This is a genomic window from Blautia faecis, assembly GCF_027662325.1.
Lineage (GTDB): Bacteria > Bacillota > Clostridia > Lachnospirales > Lachnospiraceae > Blautia_A > Blautia_A faecis.
Genome location: NZ_JAQDKY010000020.1, coordinates 32210 through 49736, shown reverse-complemented (window position 1 = coordinate 49736; position 17527 = coordinate 32210). Strand labels below are relative to the sequence as shown.

13 protein-coding genes are annotated in these 17527 nt (G+C 44.0%); 11 read left to right on the top strand and 2 right to left on the bottom strand.

The window, feature by feature from the left end; translation table 11 throughout:
• Positions 1–10 precede the first annotated feature (10 nt).
• The 3 genes from PGQ38_RS10830 to PGQ38_RS10820 all read left to right on the top strand — a co-directional run bounded on the left by PGQ38_RS10830 (position 11) and on the right by PGQ38_RS10820 (position 5250).
• Complete coding sequence (locus PGQ38_RS10830; RefSeq protein WP_118579414.1) at positions 11–1282, top strand: ABC transporter permease; 1272 nt, start codon at positions 11–13, stop codon at positions 1280–1282.
• A gap of 311 nt (positions 1283–1593) precedes the next feature.
• Positions 1594–3936, top strand: a complete 2343-nt coding sequence (locus PGQ38_RS10825; RefSeq protein ID WP_226854855.1) for an ABC transporter substrate-binding protein — start codon at positions 1594–1596, stop codon at positions 3934–3936.
• Between the two features lie 12 nt (positions 3937–3948).
• On the top strand, positions 3949–5250 hold the full coding sequence (locus PGQ38_RS10820; RefSeq protein ID WP_270431671.1) for a sensor histidine kinase: 1302 nt from the start codon (positions 3949–3951) through the stop codon (positions 5248–5250).
• Positions 5251–5264: 14 nt separating this feature from the next.
• On the opposite strand, the gene PGQ38_RS10815 is transcribed toward PGQ38_RS10820, so the two are convergent.
• Both PGQ38_RS10815 and PGQ38_RS20650 read right to left on the bottom strand, forming a co-directional pair.
• Entirely contained in the window at positions 5265–5942 is a 678-nt protein-coding gene (locus tag PGQ38_RS10815) for a response regulator transcription factor (protein ID WP_118579423.1), read from the bottom strand.
• Between the two features lie 25 nt (positions 5943–5967).
• Complete coding sequence (locus PGQ38_RS20650) at positions 5968–6084, bottom strand: DUF6783 domain-containing protein (RefSeq protein WP_368357298.1); 117 nt, start codon at positions 6082–6084, stop codon at positions 5968–5970.
• 77 nt (positions 6085–6161) lie between these two features.
• Here PGQ38_RS20650 and PGQ38_RS10810 point away from each other — a divergent pair, with 77 nt between their 5' ends.
• The 8 genes from PGQ38_RS10810 to PGQ38_RS10775 all read left to right on the top strand — a co-directional run bounded on the left by PGQ38_RS10810 (position 6162) and on the right by PGQ38_RS10775 (position 17488).
• Positions 6162–7007 carry a carbohydrate ABC transporter permease gene (locus PGQ38_RS10810; protein ID WP_173718311.1) on the top strand — a complete coding sequence of 282 codons (846 nt, stop codon included), beginning with the start codon at positions 6162–6164 and terminating at the stop codon, positions 7005–7007.
• A 3-nt stretch (positions 7008–7010) separates the two neighbouring features.
• Entirely contained in the window at positions 7011–7850 is an 840-nt protein-coding gene (locus PGQ38_RS10805) for a carbohydrate ABC transporter permease (RefSeq protein WP_226854858.1), read from the top strand.
• 132 nt (positions 7851–7982) lie between these two features.
• Positions 7983–9389 (top strand): HlyD family secretion protein, encoded by a 1407-nt coding sequence (locus tag PGQ38_RS10800; RefSeq protein WP_270431668.1) that lies wholly within the window; start codon positions 7983–7985, stop codon positions 9387–9389.
• A gap of 1 nt (position 9390) precedes the next feature.
• Positions 9391–10422 (top strand): ABC transporter permease, encoded by a 1032-nt coding sequence (locus tag PGQ38_RS10795; RefSeq protein ID WP_270431665.1) that lies wholly within the window; start codon positions 9391–9393, stop codon positions 10420–10422.
• 306 nt (positions 10423–10728) lie between these two features.
• On the top strand, positions 10729–11598 hold the full coding sequence (locus PGQ38_RS10790) for a DegV family protein (protein ID WP_173771893.1): 870 nt from the start codon (positions 10729–10731) through the stop codon (positions 11596–11598).
• A gap of 172 nt (positions 11599–11770) precedes the next feature.
• Positions 11771–13537, top strand: a complete 1767-nt coding sequence (gene argS, locus PGQ38_RS10785) for an arginine--tRNA ligase (protein WP_118579438.1) — start codon at positions 11771–11773, stop codon at positions 13535–13537.
• A gap of 224 nt (positions 13538–13761) precedes the next feature.
• Positions 13762–15642, top strand: a complete 1881-nt coding sequence (locus PGQ38_RS10780) for an ABC transporter ATP-binding protein (RefSeq protein ID WP_270431663.1) — start codon at positions 13762–13764, stop codon at positions 15640–15642.
• Between the two features lie 166 nt (positions 15643–15808).
• On the top strand, positions 15809–17488 hold the full coding sequence (locus tag PGQ38_RS10775; RefSeq protein WP_226815230.1) for an ABC transporter ATP-binding protein: 1680 nt from the start codon (positions 15809–15811) through the stop codon (positions 17486–17488).
• Positions 17489–17527 lie beyond the last annotated feature (39 nt).

The following is a 17527-nucleotide window of genomic DNA, read 5'->3' as shown; positions in this document are numbered from 1 at the left end:
GAGGGATTTCATGTTTGAAAATATACGTCTGGCATTCCAGGGAATCTGGTCACACAAGATGAGATCTTTCCTTACAATGCTGGGTATTATTATCGGTATTGCATCTATTATTGCCATTGTTTCCACGATTAAGGGAACGAGTGAGCAGATTAAGGATAACCTGATCGGTTCTGGAAATAACACGGTAAATGTAACTTTGTCACAGGGTGACAGTGCTTACAGTGTGGATTATTATGATGGCAGTTCTTCCGGCTCTACACCGATCCTCAGTCAGAGCCTGAAGGATGAAGTGTTAAAAACAGACCATGTGGAGAATGCAACATTTTTTTACAGCAGAACAGACTACAACAGCAGTGTTTACTATGAGAACAGCAGTTTTTCCGGTGGTAAGGTCTATGGCATTGATACCAATTATCTGAATACCTGCGGTTATCAGGTTCGTTCCGGAAGGGGATTTGTACAGGCTGACTATGATAATTTCCGCAAGGTGGCACTGGTGGACAGCTATGCTGCTGATACCATGTTTCCGGGAGCGAATCCGGTGGGAAAAATCATTGAGATCGGTTCTGAACCCTATACAGTTGTAGGAGTTGTACGCCAGTCGGCTGACAGCCTGCCCAACATGGATACACCGAGTGATTTCAACAGCTATTATGAAAATGTAATTGGAACCGTAATGATTCCAAATAAATGCTGGCCGATTTCTTACAAATTTGATGAGCCTGAGAATGCGATCGTCAAAGTAGACAGCACGGACAACATGAGTGAAACAGGTTCAGCTGTGGCGAAAATCCTGAATAAATCTATCAGCAGCACTGGCAGTGGAAGCAGCGGCTTCAAGTATAAAGCAGATGATGTTATGCAGCGGGTAAAGGATCTTCAGGATTTAAGTGAGAGCACCAACTCCCAGCTGATCTGGATCGCAAGTATTTCTCTTCTGGTTGGAGGTATTGGTGTTATGAATATCATGCTGGTATCTGTAACCGAGCGTACCAAGGAGATTGGTCTGAAGAAGGCAATTGGTGCCAGAAAGAAGGTGATTCTGGGACAGTTCCTGACGGAGGCAGCAGTACTTACCAGTGTTGGAGGTATTATCGGAGTTGTTCTTGGAATCGGACTTTCAAAAGTAGTATCCAAGGTGGCAGGCTCACCTACAGCCATCAGCGTTCCGGCGATTATAGGCTCTGTAGTATTCTCTATGCTGATCGGTATCATCTTTGGTCTGCTTCCTTCTGTTAAGGCGGCCAACCTGAATCCGATTGATGCACTTAGAAGTGAGTAATGGTTAATATTTTGCAATAAATGTTAATATTGTTATAAAAACGAACGGCTGAAAGCATAAATTAGATGATTTGTGCTAACGGCCGTTCTTTTTATGAGTCAATTCATGTGTCCAAGTATGTTTTTTTGTTATTTGGGTAAAGTGGAGTGTGCAGATTGTGGAAATGCTTTTAGGACAGGCTATAGACAATGTTATGTTTCGTCGGTTATAATTTTGCAAAATATAAGGGGAAACATGATATACTTGTTTAGAGATTACATAGAGATTCCTTTGGTAGGATTATTGCATACCACTGGAAGGAGATTTTTAATATGCAAAAATATAAAAAATGGAAACAAGTTCTGTCTGTTTCTACAGCAGTATGTCTGAGCATTGCGGGAGCGGGAAGCCTGATGGGCTGCGGCAGTACTGACAGAGGGAAGGACAAGGCAGATTCCGTGGAATCCAAAGCAATGGGACGGTATCTGGAGAATGAACTGTCTGTGCCGGAAGGATGTATGGAGATTGTGGATTTGCAGGTTATGAAAGAGGGAAGCCTGAAAATGCTTGCAAGAAACAGTGACTACGAATTGATGCTCTACCAGTCCTCTGACAAGGGCAAGACCTGGGAAGAAGGGAAGAAGGTTGCCGGTTTTTTCGGTGTGGAAGGGGAATACATTTATAAAGCAGCGCTTGGAAGAGACGGAAGTATTCTGATTGGCGTGTATATAGAATCTGAAGATGAGAACAGCATGGGAAGTATGGAATATTATTATTGTCCCGCTGACGGTGAAGGAAAGAAGGTAGAAATCGGAGAAGCTTTGGATGAAACTATGGCCTGGAGTATAGATATTGGGGAAAATGGCAACCTGTTTTTGCAGATTTCGGGAAATGGAATCTGGGAAATCAATCCTGTTGACGGGGCTGTGGTTCATGAGTATGAGAAAGGAAAATCCACAGATTATATGTGTGTGACTGCAGAGTATCTGATTGTGATTGCAGATGGAGATGTGCATTATTATGATGTGGCTTCCGGCAAGCCGGCAGGTGGAGGCGATGCACTGACTGCGCAGCTGAAAAAGACTCCTGCAAATCTGGAATTTGGAAATTCCTCCGGTACTGCTTTGCTGTTTTTGGATGGTGATGAGAAAAACACCATATTCTATGTGGATCAGACTGGTTTATACCGCTATGCATTTGGCGGCAATGTAATTGAGCAGGTAATTGATGGAAGCCTGAATTCCATAAGCTCTTCGAATAAGGCATTTAACTGTATGGCAATGGATCAGGAAGGCGTGTTTTACATTGGGGAAATTGATTACAGCTCCGGTTTAAATTGCGGAAGGCTGGTTTCTTATAAGTATTCTGCAGATACTCCAACTGTACCGGATACAGAGCTCACCATATATTCCCTGGAAGAGAATTCCGGTATTCGACAGGCTGTTGTTATGTTTCAGAAGAAATATCCGGATATTTATCTCACACTGGAAACCGGAATGTCTGGAAACGATGGTGTAACACGTACAGATGCGTTAAAAACACTGAATACGGAAATTATGGCAGGAAAAGGACCGGATATTCTGATTCTGGACGGAATTTCTTCCGAAACCTATGCAGAACAGGGAATGCTGGAGGATTTAAGTGGAATTCTGAAAGAGGCAGGATTACTGGACAACATAGAAAGTGCTTATACAAAAGAGGATGGAAGTATCTATGAGATGCCGGTGAAATTTGGAATTCCTATGATAGAGGGAAACAAGGAGGATGTGCAGGCAGTGACAGATCTGGCTTCTCTTGCTGATGTGCTCACGAAGCACAAGGATGAATATGGACTGACTTCGGAAAACATCTATAAGCTGCCCTTACTTTATTCCATGTATCCACAGGCACTTCTGGAAAAACTGGCAGATAACAATTCCGCAGCATGGATGAAGGCGGATGGAACTCTGGACGAAGAAAAGATCAAGGAATTTCTGGAACAGTCCGAAAGAATTTATCAGGCTGGAAAGGATGCTATGGATGAATTAAAGGCTGCTTATCCACAGGCTTTTGATGACAGTGAACAGCCAGTATATGAAAGAGCTGGCAGTATTTCGGGAGAAACTGCCGTGCTGCTTTCCCGAAACTGTGAATTTGCTTTAGGTGATATTTTTTCGCCTTTGGATTTTGCATTTGTAAATTCTATGGCAGAGATAGATACTTCCTTGTCCTATGCACTTTGGAATGGGCAGATGGCAAATTGTTTCATTCCGGTCAGCCGAATCGGAATCAGCTCCAGAGCTTCCCAGAAAGCTGCTGCTGAGAAATTCGTGGAATATTTATTTTCTGAGGAAGGACAGATGCTTTCCAGAGAAGATGGGTTCCCTGTAGTGGAAGCTGTTTACAATGGAGAGGACTACTGGAATCAGGGAGAGGCTGGAAACGTGTTAGTTACTGGCGGCAGCAGTAACAGCGAGAACGGTCAGGAATTGGTATACAGTATAAAAGTTCCGTCCGCTGATAAGGTGAATGAATTAAAACAGCTTGGAAAAATGCTTACAACTCCGGTTTTGGATAATACAATCATTACCAGTGCTGTCTGTGAAAACGGAGTGCGTTACCTGAATGGGGAAATCAGCCTTGATGAGGCGGTAAATGCAGTCATGCAGCAGGTGAACCTGTATCTGGCAGAATAGAAGGAGTAAGAGATGTTTAAAAAGCTTCACAGACAAATGACCATATTTGCATCACTGATCACAAGCGGAATACTGATCCTGATGGCAGTTTCCTGTCTTGTGATCTCCGAGAGGGGACTTACCCATAATACTTACGAAAGATTTTTAAATAATGGAAATTCCTGTGTGGCTTATCTGGAAAATCAGACTGTGCTTTCTCACAAGTGGATACTGGAAGCAAAGCAGGAATACAAGGTGGAATTTCGCATTCGGAATAACGGAAAAAAGCTGTATTTTGATAAACTGGATACAGAAAGCCAAGATCAGGATAAAAAGGGAGATGATCTGAGCTCTGTAGAAAATATGCTGACAGAGGCTGCCAGAATTTCCCGGGAAGAGCAGGGGCTTGATGTGGACTATATGGGAAGCCTCTCTCTTTCCAAAACGGTTTATTTTGAAACTTCAGATTTTTATGCCTGTACAGCCTTGATTCCTAAGGGAAGCGGCGTGTTAAGCCTGGTGCTGGTATATCCTCTTGATGGGTTGAAAACACAGATCTTTCATCAAAGAGTCTGGTTTGGAGGTATGGTGCTGCTTGCAGTTCTGGCTTTGGTTACATTTTCCTGGTTTTTTACAGGAAAAATGCTTCGCCCTTTGGAAGAGAATCAAAGGAAACAAACCCAGTTTATTGCTTCGGCATCCCATGAACTGAGATCTCCGCTGGCTGTGATATTGTCAAGTGTACAGGCAATGGAATCTGACTGGGAAAATGCCGGCAGATTTTTGAAAACCATAAAAAGTGAGGGAGACAGGATGTCCCGGCTTATCGGGGATATGCTTTCTCTTGCAAATGCTGACAATAAATCCTGGAGTATTATGAAGACAGATTGTGAGCTTGATACCTTGCTTCTGGATACATATGAGAAATACCAGCCTATTCTGCATGGGAAAAAGATTTCCCTGAAAGTAGTTCTGCCAGAGGAGCCTCTTTCTATCTGTAAGTGTGACAGTGCCAGAATCAGTCAGGTACTGGGAATACTTTTGGATAACGGGGCAAGCTATGTGTCGGTCGGTGGCAGGATGGAAATGGGAGTAAAAGAAAATGAAAAATATTTTCAGCTTTATGTACAGGATAATGGTCCGGGAATTTCGGATGAGAATAAGGAGGCTGTATTCCGAAGATTTTACAGGGCTGATCCGGCCAGAAAGGAGAAACAGCATTTTGGACTTGGACTTTGCATTGCCAGGGAAATTGTGACGTTACATAAAGGGAGTATCCGTATTCTGGATACTCCGGGTGGCGGAAGTACATTTGTGATAAGATTACCGAAATAAAACGAGAATGCTGTTTACTGACAGACTTCCAACTGATAACCTATCCCGCGTATGGTTTTGAGAACCAGTGTGCTTTCCACAGATTTCAGGCGGCGACGGAGAAAATGTATGTAGTTGTCAAGATTTCCTTCTTCTACGTCGGATTCCATGCCCCATACGCGGGAGAGAAGAAGGTTTCTGGGAAGAACCTGACCGGGATTTCGGAGAAATACTTCCAGAAGGGCACTTTCGCGGCCGGAAAGAGTGCATTCTTTTGCACCCTTGGTAAGGCGCCCGCATTCAGGATCAAAAGCAATATCTCCCAGCTTCAGAAGATTTAAGTCACCCCATTTTCCGGGACGGCGCATAATGCTGTGGATTCTTGCAAGAAGCTCTTCAAAAGCGAAGGGCTTTACCATGTAATCATCTGCTCCGCAGTTCAATCCGTTGACTTTGTCCTGTAATTCGCCAAGTGCCGTAAGGAAAATAACAGGGGTTGAGATGTTGGACTGTCTGGCTTCTTTCAAAACCTGGGTTCCATCCATGGAAGGAAGCATGCGGTCCAGAAGTACCAGATCATACATATTTTCCTGCATATAGTAAAGACCTTCCGCACCATCCAGACATATATCTACCGTGAAATTTTCTTTTTCAAGTGCAAGCTTTGTAAGCTGCGCCAGATCTTTGTCATCTTCTATTATTAAGATTCTCATAAGAAACTCCTCTCCTTATAATCTGTTATCCATTATATACGCAAATCTCTAAAATTTCTCTAATTAATTTTAAAGCCTGTTTGAAAACCGGACAAAATCTCCCACAAATTGTGGCGCACATCTTGCAGAAAGCCTTTTTCAAACACGCTTTAGAGAAAGAATAGAGATTTCTTTGCTATTTTTATAATGCTGAATGAAAGATAGAAAAGAGGAAATTTTTTGAAAAGAAAACATGCCCTGAAAGGGATTTTATTTATTCTCCCTAGCTTTGCAGGAGTCTGTGTATTCTGGCTGCTTCCTTATGTGGATGTGATCCGCAGATCTTTTTTGGGAGCTGTAAATGGAGTGTTTACTGGATTTATGAATTATCAGATGATATTTTCCAATCAGGCATTTCTTCTTGCCGGGAAAAATACCTTGCGGTTTTTCGGAATCTGTATTCCGTTACTGGTGGTCTTGTCACTGGCAGCTGCTGTCCTGCTAAATGGACTTGGGAAAAATCAGAAGCAGCTGATGAAAACCGCATTTCTGCTTCCAATGGCCATTCCAGTTGCTTCTGTGGCAATTTTATGGAAAGTACTCTTTAATGGACAGGGGCTTTTGAACCATTTTCTGGAAATGTTGTCGTTGAAAAGTATAGACTGGTTGAATACAAAGGCTACCTTCTGGGTGCTGGTGATCAGTTATATTTGGCGAAATTTAGGGTATGACATTGTACTGTGGCTGGCAGGCCTTTCCACAATTCCGGAATCTCTTTATGAGGCAGCAAAGGTGGATGGAGCAGGTGCCTGGAAATGCTTTACCAGGATTACCTGTCCCAATCTTTTACCCTCTCTTTTTACCATTGTAGTTCTGTCGCTGCTGAACGGCTTTAAAGTATTCCGGGAGGCTTATCTGGTCGCAGGAGATTATCCACAGGAGAACATGTATCTTCTGCAGCATCTGTTCAATAACTGGTACAGAGACCTGGCCATGGATAAGATGGCGGCTGCGGCAGTGGTTACTGGAATTGCGATCATGGTTCTGGTACTTTTACTGCAAAAAGCATGGGAAAGAGAGGATTAAGAAGTGAAAAAGATAACTTGTTTTTTTCTTGTACTTTTAGCTTTGGTCTTTATATTTCCTGTTTTATTTCTGGTAGTTGGTTCTCTTATGGGAAAAAATGAGCTTACAGATCTGCTGTTTCCAGTGCTGCAGGAGGGGGCGAAAGGATATGCTTCCTGGAAGCTGTTTCCGGAATATCCGACTCTGAAACATTATGTGGAAGTATTGCTGGATTCACCGGAATTTTTCGTAATGTTCTGGAACTCGGTGAAGATTACGGTTGGTGCCCTCGCTGGCGGGCTTCTGGTTGGAATGCCTGCTGCATGGGGATTTGCCAAATTTGATTTTCCAGGGAAAAATATATTGTTTACTTTGTATATTGCACTGATGATGATGCCGTTTCAGGTTATGCTTCTTGGCAATTATCTGGTGTTGGATAAAATTGGGCTTCTTGACTCGCTTTTGGGGATTATTTTCCCGGCGGTTTTTTCTACATTCCCCATATTTATTATGTACCGCTTTTTCAAAGGGATTCCTCTGGCGTTTCTGGAAGCGGCAAGACTTGACGGTGCAGGTGAGCTTAAACTGTTTTTTATAGTTGCCATCCCCTTGGGCTCACCTGGCGTCATTTCTGCCATTGTTCTGGGCTTTCTGGAATACTGGAATCTGATCGAACAGCCGATGGCATTTTTGAAAACAAAAGAATTGTGGCCGTTGTCTTTGTACCTGCCTAATATTGAGTTGGAGCAGGCAGGGTTTGCATTTGCGGCCTCTGTGGTGGCGCTGGCCCCGGCAGTTCTGGTATTTTTGTCCGGACAGGACTATCTGGAGCAGGGAATTGTCTCTACGGCGGTAAAAGAATAAAAAGAGAAACAACTGGAAAGTGACGATAAAAAACGACAGTTTGATAAAATATATTGTCAATGGAATTTAAAAGAAATAGTTAGAATGCAGAGTGTTTTACAAATATGTTCAGGAACAGAATGGGAGTTTGACATGAAGAAAAAATTAATTCAGGCAACTTGCCTGTTTTTTGTAATGATGCTGATTTTTACCATATTGTCAAGAGTTTCGGATTCTGTAAATGTGATACAGATCCAGACTAAGAACCCGGCAAATCAGATGATCACTCATGAGGTGAAAGGCTCTGGAAAAGTGGAGGGCAGTCAGGAAGTGGCGGTGTTTGTACTGGAAAATCTGCAAGTGGAGCAGGTGATGGTACATGCAGGGCAGACTGTGAAAAAAGGGGATATTTTATTGAAGCTATCCCAGAACAGCATTCAGGCGGCTTTGAAGAATCTGGACGATAAAGTAAAAACTCTGGAAGGGCAGGCAAAGGATCTGGAAAGCCAGAAAAAGGTGAACAGCCAGAAGCGTGCAGCGGAGCAGACATGGGCTGGAAATTCTTATGATCTGGCTGTGCAAAGCGGAAATGTTTCCGTGGATAATGCAAGGGCGGAAGTTCAGATAGCCCAACAGCGGCTTGACGAATTTTACAGGGAAAAGGAAGCAAAGACTTCCGGGGATGATTTAAGTGGCTTCACAGATGGAGAGGAAGGATTTAATGATGGTGAGACCACTGTAACACAGGAGGATGATTCCGCCACAGAAACTGCCCTTCAGGATGATCTGCGAGCCAGACAGGAAGCATTAAATGAAGTGATCGCGGGAAGAAACCAGACTCTGGCAAGTGCTGGAAAAGCGGTGTCCGATGCCAGTACGCCGGAGGCTTCAGACAGTACCTTGGAGAACGTACAAAGAGAATTGGAAAATGCCAGAGCAGATATGGAAAAGGTTACAGTGCTTCAAAGTACAGAGGGAGTGATTTCGTCTCCTTCTGACGGTGTGATCAAAAGTCTGTCCGTGCAAACCGGAGACCTTACAGGACAGACTGCAGCAGTAGTTTTATATTCAGCCGATGGTGCTCTTCGAATGACTGGTACCATCTCAAAAGATGATATAAAATATGTATCTGCCGGCGCAGATGTGAAAATCACAGATAATAACAATAATGATATTTCTGGAGCAACAGTGGAAAATATAACAGAAAATAAGGAGGATAATGATATTCGTGACCTGTCCATCATAATGCCGGCGAACAGTCTGTCCATCGGTCAGAGCGGAGATTTTTCCATATCAAAAGATGCTGGACCTTATTCCTGCTGCGTTCCGCTTTCAGCGCTGTACCAGGAGAATGGGAAGGTTTATGTGTATGTTACAGACACAGAAAATACAGTGCTTGGAACGGTAATGGTTGCAAGAAAAGTGGAAGTTACTGTGCAGGATAGAAACCAGACAACTGCTGCATTGGGTAAGGGAAGCCTTTCTACGGATCAGGCTGTGATCGTCCAGGCAGACAGGGAACTGAAGGATGGAAGCAGGGTGAGGATTTCTGAAAATTAGCATGGAAAGTGAAAAGAAGAATTACTGTTCCAAATATCTGAAGGTTGTTATGGCAGTATTGCTGGCCGCAGCTTTATTTTATTCTGGAATGAAAGATTATGTGAAGGTGGGAAAAACAGATACAGCGGTGGTTGAACTGTATGGAGATTATCCTGCAGTAAACCTGGCGAAGCAGATCTGGGAAAATTATCAAAGTAGTGATGAGATTACAGATTTCTGTTTTGTGTGGAATGGAGGAGTTCAGGTGGTTACGAATCCAGAGGATTTCAGACAGACAAATGCCCGGGTGACAGGCATTGTGGGAATGGCTGCTTTGTATGACCGACAGGCTGCTTTATTAGAAGAGAATGATGAAACCGGATGCGTGATCGATAAAGACACAGCCCTGGAGCTTTTCGGCAGTGAAAATTGTGCGGGAAGTCAGTTGACTGTGGGAGAGCAGATTTACGGAGTGCGAGGTGTGGTATCCTGGAATCAGCATATGATCCTTATCCGTCCGCCACAAAAAAATCTGGTTTGCACTCAGGTTTTGATCCGAGGTAAAAAAGGTCAGGAACTGGAGGGTGCTGCATCTGATTTTCTCGTGGGAAACGGACTATCCGGAATATTAGTGGATGACAGCTGGCTGGAAGTGATTTTGCCCTGGTTTCCAGTGACTTTTCTTGTAATGCTTATAAGAACTGTTTCCAGGTGGCTGTATGAGATGGAGCGCGGAACCTGGGAAAATGGAATTCAAAGAAGTAGAGAAAAGAAAATTGATTTTAGAAAATGTAGCTGCTTTGTTATTAGAATTTTACTGTGGGGAATCGGCCTTTTTTTTTGCGTAAGGCTTTTATCCTATATTCCCCAGAGCTGGCTGCCGGACAAATGGTCAGATTTTTCTTTCTGGCCTGCGAAGATCCGGAAAACAATGGAAGCTTTCCGCTGGTACATCATGTTCCCGAAAACTATGGCGCAGGCGGAGCGGCTGATGAGCGGAATTGGCTGTATTATAAAATGTGGGGCAGCAGTACTGCTTATAGGGGCGGTGTAGGCTGTCTTTTTTTCTTTTTTGCCAAAAGAATTTTATAGATGAAGAAATATTTTGGTACATTTTTTTCGAGACTTTTCTTTAAAGTGTTTGCCAGACTGGAGCGCAGGTATTATAATAGACTTTAAGACCCTGAATAGGGAAAGAAGATTTACAGTCGCTGTTTACTGGGAAAAAAAGAACCAGCTGCCAGAAGAAAAGGCAGGACGGCGGCAAGTTTGTTACTGTTCATTGGTAAGGTTCGCGAAGCCTGTTGCTGTGAACGAAGTGAACAGGAACATGAGTTTTTATGAGATAAGGAGAGATTGAATGAGTAAGATTGCCATTGTAACGGACAGTAACAGCGGCATTACACAGGAGGAAGGACGCAGACTTGGAGTGTCTGTTATTCCTATGCCTTTTTTTATTAATGAGAAAATGTACCTGGAGGGAATTACCCTGAGCCAGGATGAATTTTATCAGTGGCTGAAGTCGGATGCTTCTATTTCCACTTCCCAGCCAAGCCCGGGAGAGACTATGGGATTATGGGACAACCTTCTGAAAGAGTATGATGAGATTGTACAGATCCCCATGTCAAGTGGTCTCAGCGCTACCTGTGCTACTGCAATGGGACTTGCCCAGGAGTATGAGGGCAGAGTGCACGTGGTAGATAATCAGAGAATTTCCGTAACCCAGCGTCAATCTGTGGTGGACGCGATTGCCCTTCGGGATGCAGGTAAAAGCGGAGCTGAAATTAAGAAGATCCTGGAAGAAGAGAAATTTAATTCCAGTATTTATATTACCTTGGAAACCCTGAAATATCTGAAAAAGGGCGGCAGGATCACACCTGCTGCAGCTGCAATAGGTACCGTTTTGAATCTGAAGCCGGTGCTGCAGCTCCAGGGTGAGAAGCTGGATGCTTTTGCCAAGGTAAGAGGCAAGAAGCAGGCCAGACGTACTATGCTGAAGGCTATGAAGGCAGATTTTGAGGGACGCTTTGCACCGTTTGTCCAGAATGGAGAAATGTGTCTTCAGGCTGCTTACACAGGTAATCCGGAAGAGGCAGAAGAGTGGAAGCAGGAGATGCAGGAAACCTTTCCTGGTATGGAAATCCATATGGATCCGCTGTCACTTAGTGTGGCATGCCATATTGGATATGGTTCTCTTGCAATCGCATGTTCTAAGAAAGTGACTGCATAGAAGCTAAGAAATGGCTATAGTTTATAAACATTAGTTTTGGATGTCACCTATAGATAGTAATTGAAAAGAATTGATTTTTTTAGAAAAGATTCCGAAATAGAATATATATTTTCGGAACGAATTCAGAAGAAAACAGAAGTATTCTCTCTGAGAAGAAAATTTAGGAGGATTTATGAAAAAACTTACAGACTACATGGCAGAAGAGCTTTCTGCAGCATTTGAAAAAGCAGGATACGATTCATCCTACGGTAAAGTAGGCGTTTCCAACCGTCCTGACCTTTGCGAATACCAGTGCAATGGTGCCATGGCGGGAGCTAAGGCTTATAAGAAAGCACCATTTATGATCGCAGATGACGTAGTGGGCAATCTGGCAGATTCCAAAGTATTTTCCATGAAAGAAATGGTAAAGCCCGGATTTATCAACCTGAAAGTCAGCGAAGAGTTTCTTGCAGATTATCTGAAAGAGATGGAGAAGGATGAGAAGCTTGGTGCAGACACAGCCAAAGAGCCGAAGACCATCGTAATCGATTACGGCGGACCGAATGTTGCCAAACCTCTTCATGTAGGTCATCTCCGTTCTGCAATTATTGGTGAAAGTATTAAGAGAATCGGTCGTTTCGTAGGCCATAAGGTGATCGGTGATGTTCATCTTGGTGACTGGGGACTTCAGATGGGACTGATCATTACAGAGCTGAAGCACAGACAGCCGGAGCTTGTATATTTTGATGACAGCTATACAGGTGAATATCCTGCAGAGGCACCTTTTACTATCAGTGAGCTTGAGGAGATTTATCCATGTGCAAGCGGCAAATCCAAGGAGGATGAGGCATACCGTCAGGAAGCACTGGAGGCAACTCATCTTCTTCAGCAGGGTAAGCCGGGGTACATGGCTCTCTGGAACCACATTATGAGTGTTTCTGTTACAGACCTTAAGAGAAACTATGCGAATCTGAACGTATCCTTTGATCTGTGGAAAAAAGAGTCTGATGCGCAGCCTTACATTCCGGACATGGTAGAGATGATGAAGGAAAAAGGCTTTGCATATGAGGATCAGGGAGCGCTTGTTGTAGACGTTAAAGAGGAGACCGATACCAAGGAAATCCCGCCATGTATGCTTCTGAAATCAGATGGAGCATCTCTTTATACTACTACAGACCTTGCCACAATTGTAGAGCGTATGAAGCTGTTCCAGCCAGATGAGATCCTTTACGTTGTTGACAAACGTCAGGAGCTTCATTTTATTCAGGTCTTCCGCTGCGCAAGAAAGACCGGTCTTGTGAAAGAAGACACAAGGCTTTCCTTCCTTGGCTTCGGTACTATGAATGGAAAAGATGGCAAACCGTTCAAAACAAGAGAGGGCGGTGTTATGCGCCTTGAGAACCTGATTGCCGATATTGATGAGGAAATGTTCACAAAGATCGTAGAGAACAGAAGTGTCCGTGATAAAGATGCAAGAGATACTGCTAAGATTGTAGGTCTGGCAGCAATTAAATATGGCGATCTTTCCAATCAGGCTACCAAGGATTATATTTTTGATGTAGACCGCTTCACCTCTTTCGAGGGAAATACAGGTCCGTACATCCTTTATACAATCGTTCGTATCAAATCCATCCTGAACCGTTATGTGGAAGCAGGCGGAAATCTTGAAGCAGGTGAGATCCTTCCGGCATCTAACGGCAGCGAGAAGAACCTGATGCTTCAGCTCAGTGGATTTGGAAGTATGATCGAGAGTGCATTTGAGGAAAAAGCTCCGCATAAAATCTGTGCATATATTTATGAGGTTTCCAATGCATTCAACAGCTTTTATCATGAGACCAAGATCCTCAGCGAAGAGAATCAGGCGCAGAAGGAATCCTATATCCGTCTTCTGCAGCTGACCAAGAGAGTGCTTGAGACAAGTATTGATCTTCTTGGATTCGAGGCACCGGATAAGATGTAATAAAATAATAAGCAGATTATGAGGGCATGGTCTGTGGTATGGAGCTGCGGCACTTTCTGGAAAAGCTGGAAGTGAGCGGCTCCTTTTTTCTTTACGCAAGCGACGTGACCAGGTTCATGCCTGCATGAGACGCTGACGGCTGCTGCGATAAGAGGTAAAGCTTACATAGTGTGTTTTGTCTCATTTTTGTATCGTTATGCTTTAAGGCAGAAAGGAAATGTCAGATGAAAGCGAAACATCATACAAATTTTCAGCCGGACAGGGTGTTTTCCTATTTCCAGAAAGAATGGAAAGTGCTTCTGGCAGTGATTATCTCCGGTTTGATCTATAATATCGGCCTTCTGGCAGGCCCCTGGTTTGAGGGGAAAATGACCGGATGCCTGGTGGATATCCTGCAAGGGGCTGACCAGTTTTCAGATATGCTGGTTCTGGTGCCGGGCTATGTGACCGCCATTGCAATTGTCCAGACTGCCAGGTATATTAAGCGGTTTTATGTGCGGCGTTTTGCCAACAATGTAAATCGCAGAATGAAAGAAATCCTGTACGCCAGTCTGGTGCGGAAAAGTCGTGCAAGCCTTCGGGAAGAGGGCGAGGGAAGCATTATGACCAAGGCAATCCTGGATGTGGATGACTGCGTAGAGGGAATGCGCAAATTCACTACGGAGATTTTTGATACAGGAGTTGCCCTGGCTGCTTATGCAGGAATGCTTTTGTGGTATGATTTCAGGCTTGCCTTGCTTTGCATGATTTTCCCGCCGGTTTCTTATATGACGGCGGAAAAAATGAAAAAAATGATCCAGATAACCGGAACTGCATACAAAGAGCAGTCTGGACATTTAAGTACAGCGACTCTGGATCGGGCGGAAAATGCTGTTACATACCGTGTTTTTGGATGTGAAGAGGAGCGCCGCAAGGCATATGAAGAAAATCTTACCGCTTATGAAAAGTCAGCAGTAAAAGCGAATATCTGGAATTCCATCATGCCGCCTTTGTACCGGATCATTTCCATGACCGGGGTACTGTTTATCCTGTATTTTGGACAGAAAAATGTTCTGGGAACAGGCTGGAGCACATGGACGATTGCATCTTTTACTACTTTCCTGGCATGTTTTGTGAAGCTGTCTGTGAAGTCATCCAGTGCAGCGAAGCTGTTTAATGCAGTGCATAAGGCGCAGGTTTCCTGGAAGCGTATTAAGCCGCTTTTGACAAAGCAGGAAGAAATCCCAAAGAGTGAGAAAAATGTGTCTGGAATTCTGGAAAATGGGAAAGTGGAAAGGCAGGAAAATATGTCTGCTAAACAGGCAGAAGAAACCTTGTCGCAGAAAGAGCTATCTCAGCTAGAGATAGCCCAGTCAGAAATCCGCTGCAGGAGCGTAAAACAATTACAGGTCCGTCATCTGAATTTTGCTTATCCGGACGGGAAACAGATTCTGAAGGATATTTCCTTCAAGGCTGAAAAAGGGCAGATGATCGGAATCACCGGACCAGTGGCCTGCGGAAAGTCTACTTTGGGAAAAGTATTTTTGTGCGAGTATCCATATGAAGGTCAGATTCTTGTGGATGGCAAAGAACTTCAGAATATGCCCCCATCCTGGCAGACGAATATCATAGGCTATCTTGGTCATGATCCGGAGCTGTTTAACGACAGCGTGGAAAACAATGTGCTTATGGGTGAACAGAAAAAGACAGAGGATTTCCTGAAAATGGTTTGCATGGCAGAAGAAGTAAATGAGATGGATGATGGTTTACAGACTCTGGTAGGAAATGGTGGCGTACGTCTTTCGGGCGGACAGGGAAAACGTCTGGCTCTTGCAAGAACTCTTTGCCACAAAAAGCCAGTTCTGGTTCTGGATGATCCTTTTTCGGCTTTGGATAAGAGCACCGAGAGACAGATTTTTGCCAATTTGAAAGCACAGGCGAAAGAGAATATTGTGCTGCTGATTTCCCACCGTCTGTATCTGTTTCCGCAGATGGATCAGATCATCTGGATGGAAGATGGAAAAACAGTGGTGGGTACGCATGAAGAATTACTTGTGAAGGTACCGGAGTATAAGAAATTATTTACTGAGGAAGGAGGTGCAGAGAGTGAAGACAGACAGAAATAAGAACAACGTGAAATCAGAAGAAAATATGATTTTGGAAAAGAGCAGAAGGTCAGATGCAAATGTTTTTCCGGTAGAAAACAAGGGAAAAGGGAAAATTGCAAAAGCGAAAAAAAGACAGGTAAAAGGTGTGATCTGGAAAACAGTTCTGCAGCAGAAATGGCTGTCTATGGGTATTGTCTTTGCTGTAGCAGGCGCAGTGGTAACGGCTCTTATCCCGCCGCTGATCCTGGCAAAAATCGTAGATACAGTTACAGCGGGAAAAGCCGTGACATTCTGGGTGATTTTCCTTTATTTTGCAATGCTTGCACTTACCGGATTCATGGAATCTGCCAGGGAAGGTCTGCTTACCGTATTTGGGCAGAAAATCACACATGCACTTAGAAGCAGCCTTATGGAAAAATTCATATGCCTTACTTCTGACAAACTGACAGGGCTGGAACCTGGAACTCTGGCTTCACGCTTTGTTGGTGATGTAGATACTGTGGAAAATCTTTTTACCTCAGGGATCATCAGTATGTTTGCTGACGCCTGCAAGATTATCAGTATTCTGGTGGTGATCTGGTTTGAAAATAAGGGTCTCGCTGTGGTGCTTCTTGTAATACTGCCATTTCTTTTCTGGTTTACCAGACATGTGCAGAAAAACATGCTGGCAGCCCAGATCGAAAACCGTAAGGCTGTGGGAAGAGCCTCTGGACATGTGCCGGAAACCCTTCATAATATCCGTACCATCCATTGCCTTGGCAGGGAAAAATATATGGAAGAGCGTTACGACACTTACATCGGTGAAAGTTACCAGGCAATGGAGAGAACCAATTTTTATGATGCAGTATATTCACCGGTGATCTTGATTTTAAATGCAGTCGTGGTTGCAGCTGTGATGCTGCTTTCAGCATCTGGAAATAAGATGGTGCTCACGTTTTTTGGAATGTCTGCGGGAACTGCAGTGGCTGTGATCAACTATATTTCACAGATTTTTTCGCCGGTGGAAAGTCTTGGAATGGAGATTCAGACCATCCAGTCCGCGGTAGCTGGAATCCATAGGATTAATGAATTCTTTGGGCTGGAGGAGAAAGAAAATGGCGCACAGGAGAATGGAGATACCGAGAAAACCTGGAATAATCCGGCAACAAAAATAGAAGAAAACAGAAATGAAAAGATTAGCCGAAAGGAAGCGATGGCTGATATGGAAGAAAGGCACAGACTGGGAGCTTCTGGCAGTAATAGTTTTCCGTTTGTAGAATTCCGGAATGTAACCTTCGGCTATGATGAGCATGTGGTGCTGGAACATCTGAATTTCAAGGTGATGGATACCGATCAGGTGACTCTACTCGGACGAACTGGTGCAGGAAAGAGTACGATATTGAAGCTGCTTCTTGGACTTTATGAGCCGGATCAGGGGCAGGTACTGCTCCACGGCATTCCGGCAACGGCTGTGAGGGCTGGAGAACGACGGAAACTCTTTGGATACGTAGAGCAGACTTTTCACATGGTGCCGGGAACCGTACGCGACCAGATTACATTATATGATGACCGGATCTCTGAGCGTCAGGTAAAGGCTGTTGCAGAGCTTACAGGTTTAAAAGAGGCAATTGAGAGTCTGGAAAATGGTTACGATACTTATTGCACCCCGGAGATTTTTTCCCAGGGACAGTGGCAGCTGCTATCCATTGCCAGGGCAGCAGTGGCAGAGCCCAAACTGCTTCTTCTGGATGAGATTACTGCAAACCTGGATGCGGAGACAGAGAAGGCTGTTCTGGCCGCATTGAAACGTGTGGCAAAGGATCGTACCGTTATTTCCATTTCACACAGAACGTCCGCAGAACTGGGAAGGACGATTCAGATTTAATCTGAGATTGTGAAAAGCACTTATAAAATTTTTATAAAG

Coding starts and splice junctions, on each gene's coding strand:
- PGQ38_RS10820 (WP_270431671.1), top strand. CDS start 3,949: ATGTTTAAAAAGCTTCACAGACAAATGACCATATTTGCATCACTGATC.
- PGQ38_RS10830 (WP_118579414.1), top strand. CDS start 11: ATGTTTGAAAATATACGTCTGGCATTCCAGGGAATCTGGTCACACAAG.
- PGQ38_RS10800 (WP_270431668.1), top strand. CDS start 7,983: ATGAAGAAAAAATTAATTCAGGCAACTTGCCTGTTTTTTGTAATGATG.
- PGQ38_RS10780 (WP_270431663.1), top strand. CDS start 13,762: ATGAAAGCGAAACATCATACAAATTTTCAGCCGGACAGGGTGTTTTCC.
- PGQ38_RS10815 (WP_118579423.1), bottom strand. CDS start 5,942: ATGAGAATCTTAATAATAGAAGATGACAAAGATCTGGCGCAGCTTACA.
- PGQ38_RS10795 (WP_270431665.1), top strand. CDS start 9,391: ATGGAAAGTGAAAAGAAGAATTACTGTTCCAAATATCTGAAGGTTGTT.
- PGQ38_RS10790 (WP_173771893.1), top strand. CDS start 10,729: ATGAGTAAGATTGCCATTGTAACGGACAGTAACAGCGGCATTACACAG.
- argS (WP_118579438.1), top strand. CDS start 11,771: ATGAAAAAACTTACAGACTACATGGCAGAAGAGCTTTCTGCAGCATTT.
- PGQ38_RS10825 (WP_226854855.1), top strand. CDS start 1,594: ATGCAAAAATATAAAAAATGGAAACAAGTTCTGTCTGTTTCTACAGCA.
- PGQ38_RS10775 (WP_226815230.1), top strand. CDS start 15,809: ATGGGTATTGTCTTTGCTGTAGCAGGCGCAGTGGTAACGGCTCTTATC.